Source organism: Paenibacillus cisolokensis (genome assembly GCF_050481165.1).
In the GTDB taxonomy this organism is placed as follows: Bacteria; Bacillota; Bacilli; order Paenibacillales; family Paenibacillaceae; genus Paenibacillus_AH; species Paenibacillus_AH cisolokensis.
In genome coordinates, this window is record NZ_JBCNFP010000097.1 from 19,752 (window position 1) to 37,180 (window position 17,429).

The 17,429-nt window shown below is 57.4% G+C and carries 16 protein-coding genes; 11 read left to right on the forward strand and 5 right to left on the reverse strand.

Annotated features, from left to right (window positions below):
• Positions 1 to 711: 711 nt before the first annotated feature.
• The 4 genes from ABEV74_RS15975 (at position 712) to ABEV74_RS15990 (ending at position 4,573) form a co-directional block, all read left to right on the forward strand.
• Entirely contained in the window at positions 712 to 1,659 is a 948-nt protein-coding gene (locus ABEV74_RS15975) for a glycosyltransferase family 2 protein (RefSeq protein WP_430147418.1), read from the forward strand.
• A gap of 356 nt (positions 1,660 to 2,015) precedes the next feature.
• Positions 2,016 to 3,029 (forward strand): glycosyltransferase family 2 protein, encoded by a 1,014-nt coding sequence (locus tag ABEV74_RS15980; RefSeq protein WP_160327828.1) that lies wholly within the window; start codon positions 2,016 to 2,018, stop codon positions 3,027 to 3,029.
• Between the two features lie 287 nt (positions 3,030 to 3,316).
• A complete protein-coding gene (locus tag ABEV74_RS15985) occupies positions 3,317 to 3,439 on the forward strand; it encodes a hypothetical protein (RefSeq protein ID WP_430147421.1) in 123 nt (40 codons plus the stop codon).
• A gap of 150 nt (positions 3,440 to 3,589) precedes the next feature.
• Complete coding sequence (locus tag ABEV74_RS15990; RefSeq protein WP_430147423.1) at positions 3,590 to 4,573, forward strand: polysaccharide biosynthesis protein; 984 nt, start codon at positions 3,590 to 3,592, stop codon at positions 4,571 to 4,573.
• A 380-nt stretch (positions 4,574 to 4,953) separates the two neighbouring features.
• Here the strand turns inward: ABEV74_RS15990 and ABEV74_RS15995 are convergent, their stop codons facing one another.
• The gene (locus ABEV74_RS15995) at positions 4,954 to 6,033 is read right to left on the reverse strand and encodes a glycosyltransferase family 4 protein (protein ID WP_430147426.1); all 1,080 of its coding nucleotides are present in this window, start codon (positions 6,031 to 6,033) and stop codon (positions 4,954 to 4,956) included.
• A gap of 112 nt (positions 6,034 to 6,145) precedes the next feature.
• Positions 6,146 to 7,138: a ketoacyl-ACP synthase III gene (locus ABEV74_RS16000; protein ID WP_213529190.1), complete on the reverse strand. Its 993-nt coding sequence runs from the start codon at positions 7,136 to 7,138 to the stop codon at positions 6,146 to 6,148.
• Positions 7,139 to 7,343: 205 nt separating this feature from the next.
• On the opposite strand from ABEV74_RS16000, the gene ABEV74_RS16005 reads away from it, so the two are divergent.
• Positions 7,344 to 8,648: a phytoene desaturase family protein gene (locus ABEV74_RS16005; RefSeq protein WP_430147429.1), complete on the forward strand. Its 1,305-nt coding sequence runs from the start codon at positions 7,344 to 7,346 to the stop codon at positions 8,646 to 8,648.
• Entirely contained in the window at positions 8,617 to 9,474 is an 858-nt protein-coding gene (gene sigJ / locus ABEV74_RS16010; protein ID WP_430147432.1) for an RNA polymerase sigma factor SigJ, read from the forward strand. The genes ABEV74_RS16005 and sigJ overlap by 32 nt, the downstream gene beginning before the upstream one ends.
• Before the next feature lie 67 nt (positions 9,475 to 9,541).
• Here sigJ and ABEV74_RS16015 read toward each other — a convergent pair whose 3' ends face one another.
• Together ABEV74_RS16015 and ABEV74_RS16020 are read right to left on the reverse strand one after the other, a co-directional pair.
• Entirely contained in the window at positions 9,542 to 9,721 is a 180-nt protein-coding gene (locus tag ABEV74_RS16015) for a hypothetical protein (RefSeq protein WP_430147434.1), read from the reverse strand.
• 186 nt (positions 9,722 to 9,907) lie between these two features.
• A complete protein-coding gene (locus tag ABEV74_RS16020; RefSeq protein WP_430147436.1) occupies positions 9,908 to 10,393 on the reverse strand; it encodes a MarR family winged helix-turn-helix transcriptional regulator in 486 nt (161 codons plus the stop codon).
• Positions 10,394 to 10,646: 253 nt separating this feature from the next.
• Here ABEV74_RS16020 and ABEV74_RS16025 point away from each other — a divergent pair, with 253 nt between their 5' ends.
• The 5 genes from ABEV74_RS16025 to ABEV74_RS16045 all read left to right on the forward strand — a co-directional run bounded on the left by ABEV74_RS16025 (position 10,647) and on the right by ABEV74_RS16045 (position 14,650).
• Positions 10,647 to 11,846, forward strand: a complete 1,200-nt coding sequence (locus tag ABEV74_RS16025) for an FAD-dependent oxidoreductase (protein WP_430147439.1) — start codon at positions 10,647 to 10,649, stop codon at positions 11,844 to 11,846.
• Between the two features lie 334 nt (positions 11,847 to 12,180).
• Positions 12,181 to 12,720, forward strand: a complete 540-nt coding sequence (locus tag ABEV74_RS16030) for a GNAT family N-acetyltransferase (RefSeq protein WP_430147498.1) — start codon at positions 12,181 to 12,183, stop codon at positions 12,718 to 12,720.
• Complete coding sequence (locus ABEV74_RS16035; RefSeq protein ID WP_430147442.1) at positions 12,683 to 13,216, forward strand: GNAT family N-acetyltransferase; 534 nt, start codon at positions 12,683 to 12,685, stop codon at positions 13,214 to 13,216. Before ABEV74_RS16030 ends, ABEV74_RS16035 begins: the two co-directional genes overlap by 38 nt.
• 253 nt (positions 13,217 to 13,469) lie before the next feature.
• The gene (locus ABEV74_RS16040) at positions 13,470 to 14,258 is read left to right on the forward strand and encodes a class I SAM-dependent methyltransferase (protein WP_430147445.1); all 789 of its coding nucleotides are present in this window, start codon (positions 13,470 to 13,472) and stop codon (positions 14,256 to 14,258) included.
• 104 nt (positions 14,259 to 14,362) lie between these two features.
• Positions 14,363 to 14,650 carry a hypothetical protein gene (locus ABEV74_RS16045; protein WP_430147448.1) on the forward strand — a complete coding sequence of 96 codons (288 nt, stop codon included), beginning with the start codon at positions 14,363 to 14,365 and terminating at the stop codon, positions 14,648 to 14,650.
• A gap of 520 nt (positions 14,651 to 15,170) precedes the next feature.
• Here ABEV74_RS16045 and ABEV74_RS16050 read toward each other — a convergent pair.
• Positions 15,171 to 17,423 (reverse strand): helix-turn-helix domain-containing protein, encoded by a 2,253-nt coding sequence (locus ABEV74_RS16050; protein ID WP_430147450.1) that lies wholly within the window; start codon positions 17,421 to 17,423, stop codon positions 15,171 to 15,173.
• Between the last annotated feature and the right edge of the window lie 6 nt (positions 17,424 to 17,429).

Consider the following 17,429-nt stretch of genomic DNA (forward strand, 5'->3'; position numbering starts at 1 on the left):
CCCCGATTTCCACTATTACCAGTGGTATTGGGGGTTCTTTTCTATTTTGCCCAGTTTCCCTCCAGATGCACAATCCGGCGTAAGTTTGCCAAGCGCACGATTCGTGCCTGTCTGGGTCAGAGCGCGCGGAAAAGGCGCTATACCTATACGGGCAAGCGTCCTGAACCCTGTACAAATGCCGTTTCATAAAGGTTTGCGGTACATATGATATGTGGAGAAAAGAGGCGGCAGAGTATATCCGCAGCACCCAATCCATGGCAGGAGGTAAAGCTTATGAACAGAGCTGACATCGGCAATCGGCTGACAGCCGCGTCCGCCCGCATCCGGTCGGCGATGCGAAGACGCGGGTTCGTTAAGGGAGCCTCTTCCGGGCAGACGGGCACCCGTCCGTTTACTGGGGTCATTGCCAGGAGCCGCGGCCACATAACAGGCAAAGCGACCAAGCGGAACAAACGGCCAGCGCCACCTTTCCCGAGAAAGCCGCGCCGGCCTAAACGTGCCGTCGATTCGTCTGCCAAAGGAATAATGAAAGCGCCGCGCCGAATGTCAGAACGGCGGACTCGGACTGTCGGCCGGAACGATTCGGCGCGGTTTTCCGGGAAGAGCCCCCGTATCTCGCTCAAAGGCGGTAGCCGTAACGGTTTCCGGGGAAATCAGAAAATCGGCGCCAACCGGTTGCCAGCAGGCAGGAATACGGGAAGAAGGGACAGTTTGGACGTCAGGAGCGTGTCCGGATTACCGGAGTCGATCCAGCCGCCATATTCCGATACGAAAGCGCTCGGCCCTGACATGCCGAACGTTTCAGAAACGGCGCCGATACCGGCGCATCGTCAAGCTGGGGAGACGGGTTTTGCACCGTCGCCTTCTACGGCGTCCGACACGTCGTCGGCGCATCATCGGATGCCGCCAGGCGAACCGGACGCACTGCCGCTGCCGGCCGTCAAAACGAACATCCGCCACGGTATTCCTCTGTTATCCGTCATTATACCGGTCATGAACGAAAGGCGAACGATCGGACGAGTGATTCGTGAGGCTGTCAAGATTCACCCGTCCGCGGAAGTCATCGTCGTCGCGAATGGATCTATCGACGGTTCGGCCGCTATAGCGAGGCGGAACGGCGCTCGAGTCATCGAATATAGGCGCCCGCTCGGTCACGATGTCGGACGAAGCATCGGCGCCCGCGCGGCACGCGGTGAGGTGCTGCTGTTCATCGACGGCGACATGGTCGTGCCGGCAAGCCAGTTGCGTCCTTTTGTCCGGGCTGTCACCGACCGAGGCATCGATGTGGCGCTTAACGACTACTCGGGTCCAACAGACAAGATCAACATCCATAGCGTCGTGCTTGCCAAGCATGCGCTCAATGAATTGCTTGGCAGGCCGGAACTGAAAGGGACATCATTGACGGCCGTTCCCCATGCGATCAACCGCGAGGCGCTGCATGCCATCGGTGTCGAATCGCTGTCCGTTCCGCCGCTGGCTCACGCAAAGGCTGTCCGGATGGGACTGAAGGTTGAGGCGGTTCATCATGTCAACGTAGGCCGACTCAATCCGCCCAGGCTGAAGCGGGAACGGACGAATTCACTTGAAAAGCTGATTGTGGGCGATCACCTGGAAGCGATTGGCTGGCTGATGGAGTCAAGCGGCGATCGGGAAGGATGAAAATATCGGTCGTCGGAACCGGAACAATACGCACTGTTGGAGGAAGCAGGATGTATGAACAAATCGATGAAACTGCGGCGCACCGTCAACCGGATGACGTGGTGACAGTTATGACGGTCGATAACCTTGAACGCATCAATTTTCATGACGCCTCCGCCACCGCAGAGCCGGAAGACCGCATCTTGCCAAGAGTACGTGACTCGGCTTCCGGGCACAGGAAGAGGGGCGACAGAAGCCGCATCGCACGCGGCACAAAACGGCGCATCGCACGCGGCGCAAAACGGCGCATCGTACGCGGCGCAAAACGGCGCATCGCACCCGGCACCAAAAGCCGCGCTCGCGGTGGCGTGCGTCCTGTGCGCCGTAGGCGCGCTATCGCTGCCGTGCGGAACGCTTATGCCGCCGGCACGAAGGACGGCAGGAGTGCGGCCTCTCACGGAGACAGATGGATTTCGGCGGAGGCTGCGCTCAAACGGCGGATGAACGACAGCTGGACGCGCTGGTGGCGGAGACAAGGCTCGCCGCGTGACATTCAGGCCATTCTTCGGTGCGGCGCAGCTTACCGAGACGGATATTTACAAGCTGTCGGCTTCCCCGGGCGCTCATGGCTCCCGGTTCCGCTGACCAGCTCCGCTTCGGCCGTCGTTTGCACCAGTGACGGGACGGGAGCGTTGTACGCCGTACTGGAGCAGTTATCGCGCCTTCCGCTGGAAGAGGTTGTCGTCGTGCTGCATGGCGGCGAAAAGGAAAGCCTCCGCCTCGCCCGGTCGAATCCCGAAGCACATGTCGTTTCGCATCCCGATACGTTTGAACGCGATGCGGATCGGGCGGTCGGAGCGAATGTGACGCGCTCCGATATCGTGCTGTTCGTCGGCGCGGATACGGTGGTGACGGCTGAACGGTTAATCCCGTTTCTGCTTGCCGCAGATGCTGGCGCGGACGTCGTTCTCGACGATACGACCCCGCAGCTTGGTATTTTTCGGAACTGGAGCGGAACGGCCAAAATTCAAGCTTTCCTGAATGCTTCGTTCGGTCGGAACGATCTGCGCGCCAATTGTGTGGGAGTACTTCCCCACGCCTTGTCCGGTCGGGCAATCAGACAGATCGGTGCCGCTGTCTTGTCCGAGCCTGCCAAGGCGCAGGCCGAATTGCTGCATCGGGGGTTACAGGTGAAGGTATGCTCGGCCGCCGGCGCGCTATCATGGCAAAGATCGAACAGGTCGAGCGGTGAGGAGGCCGGGGAGCGAACGAAGCTTGTCGCCGGAGACCACCTGGAAGCATGGCGCCACACGATGAGCAGTCAAGGAAACCGCTTGTCGCTGCCTGACCACAACCGGCGGAGAATAGCCGCTACGGAAGGAGAAATATGAAGCTGGCAAACATATTTGATACCGATTTATAACGGGCTCCATCTGCTTATCCGGTGCATCGCATCGATCCGGACATATACCGACCCGGCGGAAACGCATTCGAGCTGAATCGCAGCCGAAAACGGATTGACGGATGCCCGTGCGGCAGGCATTGCCGGACCGGTGACGAACGTCTGGCGGAAGAACATAACCGGCCCGATCTTATCAGGGCATTACGGGAATGACGATTTCTGTCTGTGCGCCCGCATACACGACTATTTGCTGCTGATATGCGGGGGGACGCTCTCGTGCATTACGAGGAAAGCGCCAGCTTCCGCCGTGAACCGGAGTTGGTGGTGGCGGAGCTAATATGGATGAACCGGCAAAAATTTATCGACAAGTTGAATGCAGACCGTGCATTGTTCATGTAGGAGCACAGCAAGGGGAGATGTCGTCTTGAAGGCCGCATGATTGGCCAGCGGTGTACCGGCATGCGGCTGGCGGCTAGGAATGCCCCGATGGTTATCAGGCACCGGATGTTTCGGATAAAGTGGTGAATTATTTTCTTGGAGGGAAAAGGGATGTTCAATAATCGGCGTATCCTGGTAACCGGAGGGACAGGGTCATGGGGATATGAGCTGGTCCGTCAACTGCTCCTGAAACAACCGAAGGAAGTCATCGTCTTCTCTCGCAACGAATCGAGCCAGGTAGAGATGAGCCGGACGTTCGTGGACAACAGACTCCGATTCCATATCGGGGATATCCGGGACAAGGAGACGCTTAAGAAAGCGTGCGAAGAGGTGGATTACGTCTTTCATCTGGCTGCCCTCAAGCATGTGTCGGTATGCGAGGAACAGCCATACGAAGCGCTCAAGACGAATATCATCGGGACGCAGAATGTTATCGAGGCCGCGATAGAAAACCGGGTGAAACGGGTCATTTATATTTCGACGGACAAGGCGGCCAACCCTGCGAACTTCTACGGTATGACCAAGGCGATCGGCGAAAAGCTGATCGTCTATGCCAACCTGCTCCGGTCAGAAACGCGGTTCGTCTGCGTTCGCGGCGGTAACGTGCTCGGAACCGAAGGCAGTATCATCCGTCTGTTCATGAATCAAATACGCCAAAAACGTAAGGTCTATATTATGGACATGCGGATGACCCGCTTCTTCCTGACGCTTCAGGATTCGGTCCGGCTGCTGTTCAAAGCTTCGGCGGAAAGTCTCGGAGGCGAAATTTTCGTCATGACAATGCCGATGTGCCGTATCTCCGATTTGGCCGAAGTATTGATGGAAGCGCTCGGTACAGAAGTCGGGATGATAGAGACGGGAATCCGGCCGGGGGAGAAGCAGCATGAAATATTGCTGACCGCATATGAGAGCAAAAATACCGTTATCTACGACAGCGAATATCTGGTCATCCTGCCGGATCTTAATATTCCGGGGCTGCGGGAGCATTACGGAAAGTATCCGAAGGTGGCGTTCGACAGCTTCTGTTCCAGCGAAAAATTGATGACCAAAGCGGAAATTCGCGACATGCTCGTACGCGGGGGGTTCATATCGTGAAACTTCTGGTCATTGGTGGAAGCGGCATGGCGGGGCATTTGCGCACAAAGGATGGACAGGCCGTTATGGCCGCAGTGGTGCTGTTATGTTGTACCGTTAAGCGTGCCTGTAAGTATGTCGCTAAAACGTGTCGTTAAGCGTGCCGCTCCGATCGTGCTCGGGCCAGCCCGGTATGGCCGGGCCGAACCTCCCCCCGGCAGCGCAGCGATCAACGCTTTAAGCCGGTGCTGAGCATACCGTCCGGTCACCGTCCTCTTGTTGGCGAGTGTTCTTTTCGCATGGTCTTTTCACACTATATGGAGGACAGGCGGCTGTCGTCACGACGGATGCTGCCTGTCGATCGTCCAAATCCATCTCCGCATCCCCTCCGGCTCAACCGTTCATATCGGGTGGCCCAGCGCGCGCATCACGTTAATGAGATCGGAGACGTAGCGCTCCGGCGTAAATAGCGTGCGAATACGGGCTTCCCCTTGCGCGATAACGGATTTCCGCAATGACGCATTCCGCATCAGATCGAGCGCTTGCCGGACGGCGTCGTGCACCGAAGCGGTCATAAATTTGCCCGTCACGTCATGGTCGATAAAATGGCGTACGCCGTCGGAATCGGTGGCAAGCACGGGACAGCGGCAGCTCATCGCTTCCGCCACGGCATATCCGAACCCTTCCACTTTCGAAGTGGAGACGAGCATGCCGCCTGAATATCCGGTAACGGAAAAATAATGCGGCATATGGTCGTGCGGCATATTGGAAAAGACCTTCAAACGCCGGCCCAACCCCAGGCTGGCAACCATCGCTTGAAAATGCACGCGTTCTCCCGGTTCCGATATGTTGGCGTCCTCAAACATCCACAACTGCAAATTCGGAACATGCGAGGCAAGCGCCGCCCCGATCTCCAGAAAATAGCGCCAGTTTTTGTTCGTTTCCAATCTCCCGACCCACATGAGTATCGGGGCCTCCGACGGATTCAAGTCCGGTGCGTGCACATAGGAGAAGCGGTTCGTATCGACCATGTTCTGAATATAGAAGCGGGGGAAGTCTCCGAAATATTTCTGAAAGAGCTGCATCAGATGGGAGGTGGGCGGAGCGATGACGCCTTGGGCATGCGAACGGACAAACATGGATGCGAACTCCAGCGTCGAGTTGGCCGCTTCGACGCTCTCCAGACCTTGCGCCTCGTAGATGAGCGTGCCCGGATATCCGACCCCTCTCAGCCGTTCCAGCATAAAATGATCGCATGTGACGACGATCGCATCGTACTGCCTGGCATGAACCAGTCCGGCGAGCTGTTGCTGATCGTTCGTGAGATAAGTGGGAATGTCCCGGATGTTTTGCTTGCCGGCTCCATCCCAAAGGTACAGCTGCTCCGCTTCGATCCCTCTCTGGCGCAGCGCCTGGCACCGCAGCCGGTTCAGCGTTTCGATGCCGCCGCTCGGAATATAGTAGGTAAACAGAATTTTCATTCCTTCTCCCCCTTCTTATGATGGGTTAGCGGCGCAAGAAACGCCTCTTTCATCCTATGCACGGTGCCGGCTGCAGGTATGGGACATGGCGTAGGGAGGCAATTTATCGCGTTCAGAGCGTCCAGCGGACGACGGCGCCGGCCTGGATCAGACCGCCGCCAAATCCGTAAAGCAGCACGATATCCCCCGATTTCAGACGGCCGTCGCGAACGGCAGCGTCCAGCGAAAGCGGAATCGAGGCCGCCGACGTATTGCCGAAGCGCTCGATGGCGCTGAGCGTCTTGTCCAGCGGAATTCCGCTGCGGCCGCATACCGACTCGATAATGCGGGCATTCGCCGTATGAGGCGCGAACCAGTCGATATCTTCCGTCTTCAAGCCGCATTCGTCGAGCAGTCTGTTCACGCCGAGCGGAACCTGCTCCACCGCCCATCTGTACACTTCGCGCCCGTTTTGAACGATCAGGCCGTTGTTGCGGATCGGATGTCCGTCAATGGAATCGGACAGATTCGACCGGTACAAATGATGGCCCAGCGAACCGTCCGTCCGTGAAATCATGCCGAGCAGGCAGCCTTCTTGATCGGATGCTTCCAACAGCACGGCGCCCGCTCCGTCCCCGAACAAAATGCAGGTCGTACGGTCGGTGTAGTCCGTTATTTTGCTGAGCGTTTCGGCGCCGATGACGATAATCTTCCGGTACGCTCCGGACAGCAGCAAGCCGTTCGCCATTTGAAGAGCGGCCACGAAGCCGGCGCATGCGGCGTGCAGCTCGACGCTGCCGCAGTTCGCCATGCCGAATGCCGCCTGTATGCGGGATGCGACATTCGGGAAGGAAGTGTCCGGCGTTTCCGTCGCCACAATGATATAATCCGCATCTTGAACCGTGACGCCGTACCGGTCAATCATGTCGCGGACGGCCGCGATGCACAGATCGCTGCAATACTCGTTCTCCGCGGCGATGCGGCGTTCGCGAATGCCGGTGCGCTGCACGATCCATTCGTCGCTCGTATCGACCATCCGCTCCAGGTCGAAGTTCGAAAGAATCCGATCCGGGACATAGGAGCCGATCGCGGTAATGCGCGCGTTGGACCGCAGGCGGGGATGGATAGGGTTCACAGGTAAAACTCCTTTCACGAATTGAATTTGACATCAAGTATTATTATCAAGTATTAGTATCAGGTACTAATAATGTATGCGAAGATGGGCGGGATGTCAACTGTTCGTCATCATCAGAAAAAAACATCCTGAAAGCTGTCACACTTCGCCCCCCTTGCCCGTCATACGGTCAAACGATCGAAAGGAATGATAGCAGATGCAAAAGGTTGATGTAGCTATCGTGGGCGGGGGTGTGGCCGGACTGACGGCGGCCGTCTATGCCGCCAGGGCGGGCAAAAAGACGGCCGTTATCGAAAAAGGGGAGCGTTTCGGCGGCCGGGCCGTGACCGTCAAGAAGAAAGGCGCATATTTCAGCCTCGGCGGGCATGCTCTGTATAGAGGAGACGCATACGACACGTTTCGCGAGCTGGGGCTGCGCTTGCAGGGCGGGTGGGCCTCGGCCGACGCTTGGGGGATATGGAAAGGGAAGCTGCTTGCGCTCCCTACGGGGGTCAAATCGTTGTTCGCCACTCCTTTCCTGTCGTGGAAAGGAAAGCTGGAGCTGGCATCCTGGCTCGCAAAGCTCGGCAAGCTGGACACCTATCGGTACGAGCGGACCAGCCTCCGGGAATGGATCGAAGGGAATATGCGCGACCCGATGGTGCGGCATCTGTTCTACGCATTGCTGCGCACCAGTTTTGTGACGGCGCCCGACTTGCTGGCTGCGGGCCCTGTATTGCGGCATCTGCAGAATGCCGTTCGGGGAGTCCTGTATTTGGACCGAGGTTTTGGATCGATCGTCGAGGAATTGTCGGAGACCGCGGCGGGGCTCGGCGTGAAGCTGCTCGCCGACAGCAAGGCGGTTGCGGTCGAGCACCGCGAAGGCTCCGTACGGCATGTCCGATGCGAGGACGGTACGATCATCGAGGCGGAGAACGTTGTGCTCGCGGTTCCGCCCGCGGCCGCCTGCCGGCTTGTGCCCGGCGCGGATGCGACCGCTCTGAAGACGTGGAAAGAGCAGGCGATCGAAGTGACGGCCGCCTGTTTCGATGTCGCCTTGCGGCGTCTTCCCGATCCGAAGCGGCAGCTCGTGTACGGCATCGACCAAACGGTCTTTCTGTCGAACCAGTCGCGCGCGGCTCACTTGAGCGACGACGGAGCGCAGGTCGTAGCCGTCATCAAGTACCAGGGCAAAGAGACGGATGCGGACCGGGATTTGCGGGACCTGGAACAGACGCTGGATCTCGTTCAGCCGGGCTGGAGAAGCGAATTGATCGTCAAGCAATATTTGCCGAAAATTACGGTTAGCCACGATTTCATGCATATGAAGCGCCGGGAGAATCCCGGTCCGGCCGTCCCGCAAATCGAAGGCTTGTATGTGGCAGGAGAATGGGCGTCGCACGGTGAAGTATTGGCGGATGCCGCAACCGCAAGCGCGAAGAGGGCTGTCCGGCATCTTTTATCCCGGGAAAGCAAGGAGACGATGGCCGATGGAAATCGAAGCTTTGTATCACGAATATAAAACGCCTCTTTTCTCGCTGGCTTACCGCATGTTGGGGAGCGTGATGGATGCGGAGGACGTCGTGCAGGACGCGTTTCTGAGCTACGATCAATTGCCGGACCGCAGCGCTATCCGGAACGAAAGAGCCTACTTGTACAAAATTGTCACGAACCGCTGTCTTGATCTGCTGCGCTCCTCGGCGAGGAAACGGGAGCTGTACGTCGGACCATGGCTTCCGGAGCCGCTGATCGATAACGGTTCGATCGATCCTTCTGACGAATATTTGCAGCGGGAATCGATATCCACCGCTTACCTTTTGCTGCTGCAGCAGCTGGGCGCGGTGGAGAGAGCGGTGTTCCTGCTGCGCGAAATTTTCCATTATTCGTTCGGCGAAATTTCGGAGATCGTCGGCAAAAGTAGCGTCAACTGCCGCCAAATTTTCCATCGCGCCCGGAACAGCATTCATTTCGATCCCGCCGAACATCCGCCGCTCCCGATCGCCGAGGAAAAGGTCAAGGCGTTCGTGAATTCCATGTTCGAAGGGAATATGCGAAAGCTGCTGGAGCTGGTCGGCGAAAATGTCGTGATGTATTCCGACGGCGGAGGCAAAGCGAAGGCCGCACAAGTGCCTGTGGCCGGCTTCGATTTGGTCTTCAAACTGATTCAAAATTTGCTCAAGATGTACGAAGGGAGATTTGCGCTCGACTTTTTGCTCGTAAACGGTTCGCCGGGATTAATGCTCGTCACGGACGACGGCGATCGGCACGTCTATTCCTTCGCTTTCCGCCACGGCAAGATACGAAGCATCTATTCCGTGGCGAATCCGGATAAATTGCGGCATCTATAGCTGTAGCCCGCGGGCGGGAGGACGGAAAGCGGCTTCCTTCTCCCGCCGTTACCATGGCGTCGTCGCCCTATTCTATCTCGCTTGCGACCTGAACCGAGCCGGTTCCGGCCGTTCCCTCCGTCCGCCTGTTCCGCTCCCGATCAACCCGCACCCGTCCCTTGCCGAGTACGCCGATTTTGATGATTGTGCCGGTTTCGGCCTCGTTTCTTGCTACCTGGTTCAGTCCGGTTTGCGCGCGGTTGCCCATATCTACGGTTTGCTGCTTCCGATCGTTGTTCTCCTCAGTTTAAAGACTATACCCTTTTATAACCAAAACCGGTGTCTTTTAGTGCCGTGCCGGTCGGAACGCAGGTTTCGCGCACGAGCCGCACTCTCCTTCATGTAAATACTCCTCCGGCGCTCCGACAATATGACAGAATATGACTTGTTCGAATTACTTGTTCGGGACCTGCCGCTCGCTTTTCCTCTCAAGCAATTCCGCCTGGCGCACGAGCACCTGGCAGGCTCTGTCGACATAATCGAGGATGATGCGCAGCTCTTCCGGTCGGTACCGCGCATGGAGCTCGGACATGGCCTCGCCCAGAGGGCCGAACACGTCGTGAAGCGGGCGCAAATTTTCATAGACCGGTTCGACAAGGACGACCCGCCGGTCGGCAGGATCTTTGACCCGGCGGATATACCCCGCTTCCTCCAGCCGGTTCAGCACGCTTGTGATCGCGCCCGTCGTCAGCTTCGTCAATTCGGCCAGTTGTCCGGCCGTCACCTGGCCCTTGCCGAGCACCAGGTCCAGGCATTTGTGATCCGTAATGTTGAGCCCCAGATAGGCGGCGACGTTCTGATGAAACAATACGGTTTGGGTAGAGAGCCGCTTGGAGGCGTCCAGCAGCTCCCGGTTCAGTTTCTCTTTCGAGCCGTTCATGAGGTTTCCCCCGTTCCGCAATATACCCGATTATAGCACAACCGCCGGACGGTTGCCGAGACTGCTTGCTTTGAGCGTACTCGGCATCCGACCCGGGACCGGGGGCAAAATCGGTCTCGGGAAGTTGTCGGAACCCGAGCCGCATGCCGTACAATAGAAGCAGCCGTACAAAATCGGCATAACAGGTACGCAACTACGATATCTTAATTTTTAAGATATCTGCGGCGATGACTAGAACGGGAGGGCGAACCGAATGAAAAGAAAGAAGAAGGCGTTGATTATCGGCTGCGGCATAGCCGGTCCCGCTGCGGCGATGATGCTGAAGCGGGCCGGATGCGAGCCGTTCGTTTATGAAGCGCAGCCGGAGCCCGACGATTATGCGGGACTGTTCCTGAACGTAGGTCTGAACGGCGTACGCGTGCTCGAGGAGTTGGGAGCGGATGCGTTCATCCGCAAGGAAGGGTTCGAAATGCGGACGATGAGCTTTTGGAACGGCAAAGGCAAACGGCTGGGACAGCTCGTGCAATCGTCCGGGGAACCTCACGGGTATACCGTCAAGCGGGGCGTTCTGCATAAAGCGCTGCGCGAAGAAGCGGAGCGGCAAGGCATTCCGATCCGTTTCGGCTGCCGGCTCGCGGATATCCGGATGTCGGGAAACCGGGTTGAGGCCGTATTCCGCGACGGGTCTGCGGACGAAGGAGACTTCCTCGTCGGCTGCGACGGCCTGCACTCCGCCGTGCGCAGCATCATCCTGCCCGGGGCGGCGCAGCCGTCGTATACGGGGCTCATCAGCTTCGGCGGTTACGCGCGCGGCGGCAAAGTCCGGCACGAACCGGGCGTGCAGCATCTGGTGTTCGGCAGCAAGGCGTTTTTCGGTTATCTGGTGTGGGAGGACGGAGAGATCTACTGGTTCGGCAACATCGGATATCCGGGCACGCCGACGCGCCGGGATTTGCAGGCGATACCGCAGGCGGAATGGAGGGGCATGATACGCGACCTGTACGCCGGCGATGCGGAGCCGGTTCCGGACATCATTCGGCGGACGGATACGGAGATCGGCGTATATCCGATCTATGACATGCCGTCCCAGAACGAGTGGCATCGCGGACTCGCCGTCCTCGCCGGCGACGCCATACACGCCACTTCGCCGAACGCCGGGCAGGGCGCGGCGCTGGCGCTGGAAGACGCGATGGCGCTTGCGCTGTGCATAAGGGATATCGAGAATACGGAGCGCGCGTTTTCCGCGTTTCAGCGTATGCGGCGGGAGCGGGTGGAGCGGATCGTCCGGTATTCGCGCAGTATCGGACAGCGCAAGCACGCCACGCACCCGGTGCAGACGTTTTTTCGCGATCTGATGCTCCCCCTTTTCTTGAAATCGGCAAGCAAACGATCGCACGATTGGATGTACGGTTACCGCCTCGATTGGAACCGAAAGCTCGGCGGCGATTTGTGACCCGAAGCGCGGGCGAATGGAATGATCGGCAAAGCGGCGCTGAAGCATTTTCTCGAATTCGGACGCAGGCGTCTCCCGGCGCGCGTCGGGCTGCATGGCGGATGGTCAAAGCGTTTTGAGCGATGAGGGAAGTGGCAATTTCATGAAGGAACCGGCGCTTTACGATATCACTTTACAATGTTTTCCTATTCCGCTACGATAAAAGGAAATTTGTCGATTTTGTTCAAGCGTCAAATCAGGAAGCTGAGGAAAAGGTTGGTTTATTCCGTCTTTAGGGGCGTGAGAGAAAGGGGGGGCGTTTGTTGTGAACGGATACGAGCTGGTCGAGCCATCGATGGAGTACCGGGATGAATATGTGGACATGATTCGGGAATGGATGGAAACCGGAGAGAACATGGTGCCGTTCGTGCTGAAATTCGACTGCGCCGATTTCGATGCTTTTCTCCGTGAGCTGCATCGGCTCAAGACCGGATCCGACCTCGGAAGCGGCAAGGTGAACAGTTCGACCTATTGGCTCGTGAATGCGGATCGCAGGGTGTTGGGGGCGGTCAATATCCGGCATACGTTGAACGAGCAGCTGCTGACGATCGGCGGGCATATCGGCTATGGCATACGGCCGAGCGAGCGAAGGAAGGGGCATGCGACCCGGCTGCTCGCGCTCGCGCTTCGCAAAGCCCGCGGACTCGGCATTTCGAAAGCGCTGGTCACATGCGACAAGGAGAATGTCGGATCGGCCAAGACGATTCTGAACAATGGCGGGGTGCTGGATTCGGAGGATACGGTGAAGGGAACGGTCATTCAGCGGTATTGGATCGAGACGGGGGAGGCGGAAGCAGATGCAGACGATCGTTTATCGGCAGATGACGATCGATGATGCGGAACGGCTTCAGGATATCGACCGGTCCGAATATATCGATCTGATCTATGAAATGCGGGGCGGAGAGATGTGCGAGATCGCGGCCGGTCACGAATGCCCGGCCTGGGATGCGGATTTGCTGGACCGGATGCGGCAGCGTTACTGCGACGAATTGAGCCGCGGCGGAACGGCGTTCGGCGCGTTCGACGGCGAGACGCTGGCGGGCTTCGGCGTGCTTGCCCACCGATTTCGGGGGCCGGAACAAGACCAGCTGCAGATTGACTTGCTGTATGTTTCGCGCGGCTATCGAAGGCGGGGCATCGCCACCCGGATCATGAACGAGCTTAGGCGTACGGCCATCGGGAGAGGGGCCAAATCTTTATATATTTCTTCGACCGAAACGAGATCCGCCGTCTCCTTGTACCGGAGCATCGGCGGCCGGATTGCCGAACGCGTCGACCCGGAACTGTTCGAGAAGGAGCCGAAGGATATCCATATGATCGTCGAGCTCTGATACTTTCGCCGCATTCATGCTAGTCGGATAATAAAGTCGCATTCTTGTTTGTCGGATAAAATCCGTCGTATTCATGTTTGTCGAATAAAAAACGTCGCATTCCTATTTGTTGGATAAAAGCACCGTATTCTTGCAAGCCGGTTAAAAAACGCTCCACTCATGCCCCAAATAAAAAACTTGGATCGGCCCGATAAAATTCATTGTTTTCCACAGCGTATGGAAAATCGTGTAACCTCGGATTGAGGTGATTGGCATGACGGTGAATTTCGGACGCGCGGCCGACGATTATGCGAAGTACCGGGACCCGCTGCCGAATGCGCTCTTCGACCAATTGGCGGAAAGAGGAATAGAATGGAAAGGCAAGTCCGTCGTCGATCTTGGTTCCGGGACCGGTCTGTTCTCGCGGCAGCTGGCATCGCGGGGTGCGCGGGTAACGGGGATCGAACCGTCTCTCGCTCTGATCGGGCAGGCGGTCCGCTCGGACCGGCGGTATGGCATCGATTCCATTCAATATGTCAACGCGCATGCCGAAGACTTCGCTTTGCCGGGCCGATACCCGCTGTTCACGGCAGTCCGGGCATGGCATTGGTTCGACCGCGTTCGCGTCATCCGGAATTTAATCGCGCACTGCGAGCCGGGCGGGCATGCGGTCGTGGTCAACTCGGTATTTTTGCCTGACTCGGAGGCGGCACAGGCGACATTCGAGATCGTTCGGAGTTATCGGATCGCCATCGGGCCGGCCGGATCGTATGCGGAGACAAAGGAGCGAAGATGCGGGTTCCCGGTTCCTTGGTTCGCGGAATGGGAGAGCCACTCGCTGCGCGTCGCGGGCGAATGGAAGCATCAGTACACGCTACCGTTTACGCATGAGGAGTGGTGCGGGAAAATTCGGTCCGTTTCCTGGATGACGGCCGCGGACGACGAGACGCGCCGGAGCGTGACCGGCAGTTTGCTGCGCCGGCTGTCGACGCTCGATCCGATCCTGCACGTTCCCCATAAATATTCCGTTGTCGTACTGCGGTACGAAGGAAGCGCCGGCTGATCCGGTCATTGCGAATGGGTCGTAAATGATCGCTCGATCCGAATCATAGCGAACGGGTCATAAAATGGATCGCTCGATCCGAATCATAGCGAACGGGTCATAAAATGGATCGCTCGATCCGGTCATTGCGAACGGGCGAAAATGAATCGCTCGATCCGTCCGAACATGCGCATTGGCAAGTTACAGCGGACGGAAAGAAGGCGGGTAACGACTTTCGGTCCTTCGAGCGTTTATCGCAGCGTTTCGATTCTGCAATCCGTTTGCTGTGGCGCGTGGTGACGCGGTTGCTCGATTGCGCTAACGAAGGCGCGAAGTATGCGGCCGGCGATAATCTCGAGGCGAAGTTCACCCATATCGGAGATGATCGTCGGTCGGATGCTCGGTTGTGCTAACGAAAGTGCGTGGGGGCGCGATTACTCGGCATCGATAAGTAAGTTGCATTGTGGCGGGAGGCGCTAACGAATCTGAACAACCTTATTTGGGCGAAATTTGCCTTTTCGAAGCGCTAACGAATCTAGGTAACCTTATTGGCTTGCTTCTGAAGGGAAATCGGGCAAATTGAGCGAAATAAGGTGTCTGATATTCGTTAGCGCGATCCAAAAGGCGAATTTGGCAAAATAACGTTGCTACGATTCGTTAGCCGTATGCTTGGCGCTTGGCAGACAGGTCCACGTTTGACAGATAGGTCACGTTTGACAGATAGGTCACGTTTGGCAGACAGGTCACGTTTGGCAGATAGGTCACGTTTGGCAGACAGGTCACGTTTGACAGACAGGTCGCGTTTGGCAGACAGGTCGCGTTTGGCAGACAGGTCGCGTTTGGCAGACAGGTCGCGTTTGGCAGACAGGTCGCGTTTGGCAGACAGGTCACGCTTGGCTGACGCTCCATGCTGGACCGACAAGCCATGCTTGGCTATTCGGCTTTGAGCCACTCCTTTTTCCGGTATTCTCCCGGCGGGATGCCGGTTATTTTTTTGAACATCCGGTTGAAGGAGGTCACGTTGCGGTACCCGATCCGGACGCTGATCTCCTGCACGCTTAAAGCGGTGCCCGAAAGCAGCTCCTTCGCCTTGCGAACCCGGACCGCGTTGAGATGATCGCTGAAATTGGCGCCGGTCTTTTCCTTGATATAGACCGACAGGTAGGCTGCGGACAGGTTCAGCTTGTCGGCCAGCAGATCGAGCGACAGATCGTCCGCATAGCGGTTCTCGATCATTTCCATGACGAGCGAGATTGTCGAATCCCGCTTCTCCTTGTTCGCCTGAATGATCGTCGCCGCATCGGAGAACAGCCGCTCGAACAGCTGATTGAACTGGTCGAGCGTGAAGCATTCGCCCATATGCTCGACATATCGGAGCCGCATCGAGGCGTCGGCGCCGGTTCCGAAGGGCTCCAATATTTTCGCCGCCTTGGCAATGACGCCGCCCGCAAACTCCCGCAGCTGCTGAATGCTCGCCCCTTTCTTGTCCATCCGATCCAGCGCCCGTTCCATGAACGAGATACAATAACTCCGGTTGCCTGCCTGCAAATTCGCATACAATTCCTGCTCCTCCGGCACCGTCAGCAGAAGCAGATCCGGCACGGCTCGATGGGCGCGCAGCAACTGGCTTTCATCCAACGGCCTGGCTTGCTGCGCCATGTGAAGCACTTCGCGGTAGGCGCTGTTGAACTGCGCGGAACCGTCGTAGACGGAGCTGACGGCGATCGTGACGAGCAGGTAAGCCTTGTCGCGGTCCAAAATCGTCTTGAGCGACTCCAGCGCTTCCTCCAAGGCTCCGCCTGCTTCTTCGCTGCGAATCAGGGACAGAATCTGGTTGTTCTCGATCTGAAACGTATGCGAAGAGGGCATTCGTTCCGATATGACGACATGGATATATTCCCGGATATAATAAGCCATCCGGTCGGTCTTCAACTGGCTGGCGGAGACGGATTGCGACTTGAAATGGAGCTGATACAGCACCAGGACGAACGGCTCGTCGATTCCGGCGATATCCTTCCATTCGTTGATGTCGGATGTAATCGCCTTCAATTTGTTGATGTAGCCGAAGCTGGTCAGGAGCGTCCGCTTGCCGAGCAGCTCCTTGCGAATGGCCTCCTGTTCTTTCATAAGCTCGCCGATATTCCGCTGGATCAGATCGAATTCCTGGATCGGGCTCGGCACCTTGACCGGATCGCGCCGCAGAAGCGAGGCGATCATCTGCTTCACCGGACGATTGATTTTGCGGCTGAAATAGAGAGATGCCAGCATGCAAATGACGACGGACACGACGAAGACGACGAGCAGCGTCAGGCTGGCGTTCCGCACTCTCGACGCAATATCGGCGGACGGAACGGCCGTGATGTAGGTCAGGCCGGCCGCCGGATCTTTCTCGGCGAAATAGTAGCGGTCTCCCGCCAGCGCATATTCCTTTCCGCCTTCGAACGCGGGGATGTCCGATAGGGACAACGCGCCGGAAGAACGGTACACGGGCGTGCCGTCTTCGCGCACGATCATAAACAGCCTGTCGTCATCCTCGCCGAAAAACGTCTGATGCAGCAACCGGGCGTCCAGCAGCGCGATTACCATATAATCCGACGACGGCATCCGGAACGAGAACGGGATGAGCTGCGCCGAGTAGGAAACGCTCAAATCGTTAATTTTGAACGTTTCGTTCGGGTGCAGGACGTAATTGTCGCTCCGGTCCGACTGCCTCTTCCAATAAGAGAACGGATAGCGGCGGCTCGTATAAAAGCGGGAAAACATCATCTCCGAGTCGACGGTTCCCTCCTTGTCCACGATCAAAGACCCGGGCCCGTAATAGATCAGCAAATTGTTGAGATAGTACATCGGATTGAACGCCTCGGCGCGCACAACCTTTAAAACTTCCGACGCTTTCCCCGGTTCGAAAATTCCCCCAGTTCTCGCCAGCTGCCGGTAAAAACCCACGACATGTCCGTTCCGGTACGTCTCGAACAGCATCGTCCGGATTCGCTCGAAGTGGGCGCGGTACAGCTCCGCCGTATTGTTCAGCATCAGGCGGTTGTACTGGATCACTTCATGCTGCACCCCGCGGTTGAACAAAAAAATGCTAAGCACATTGAAAACGGAAAACATCAGGATAATGCTGAGAAAGCTGGCGAACATGCGAAACAAGAGCGTCTTGCGGTTTACGATCGGCCATTTCAATGCTTG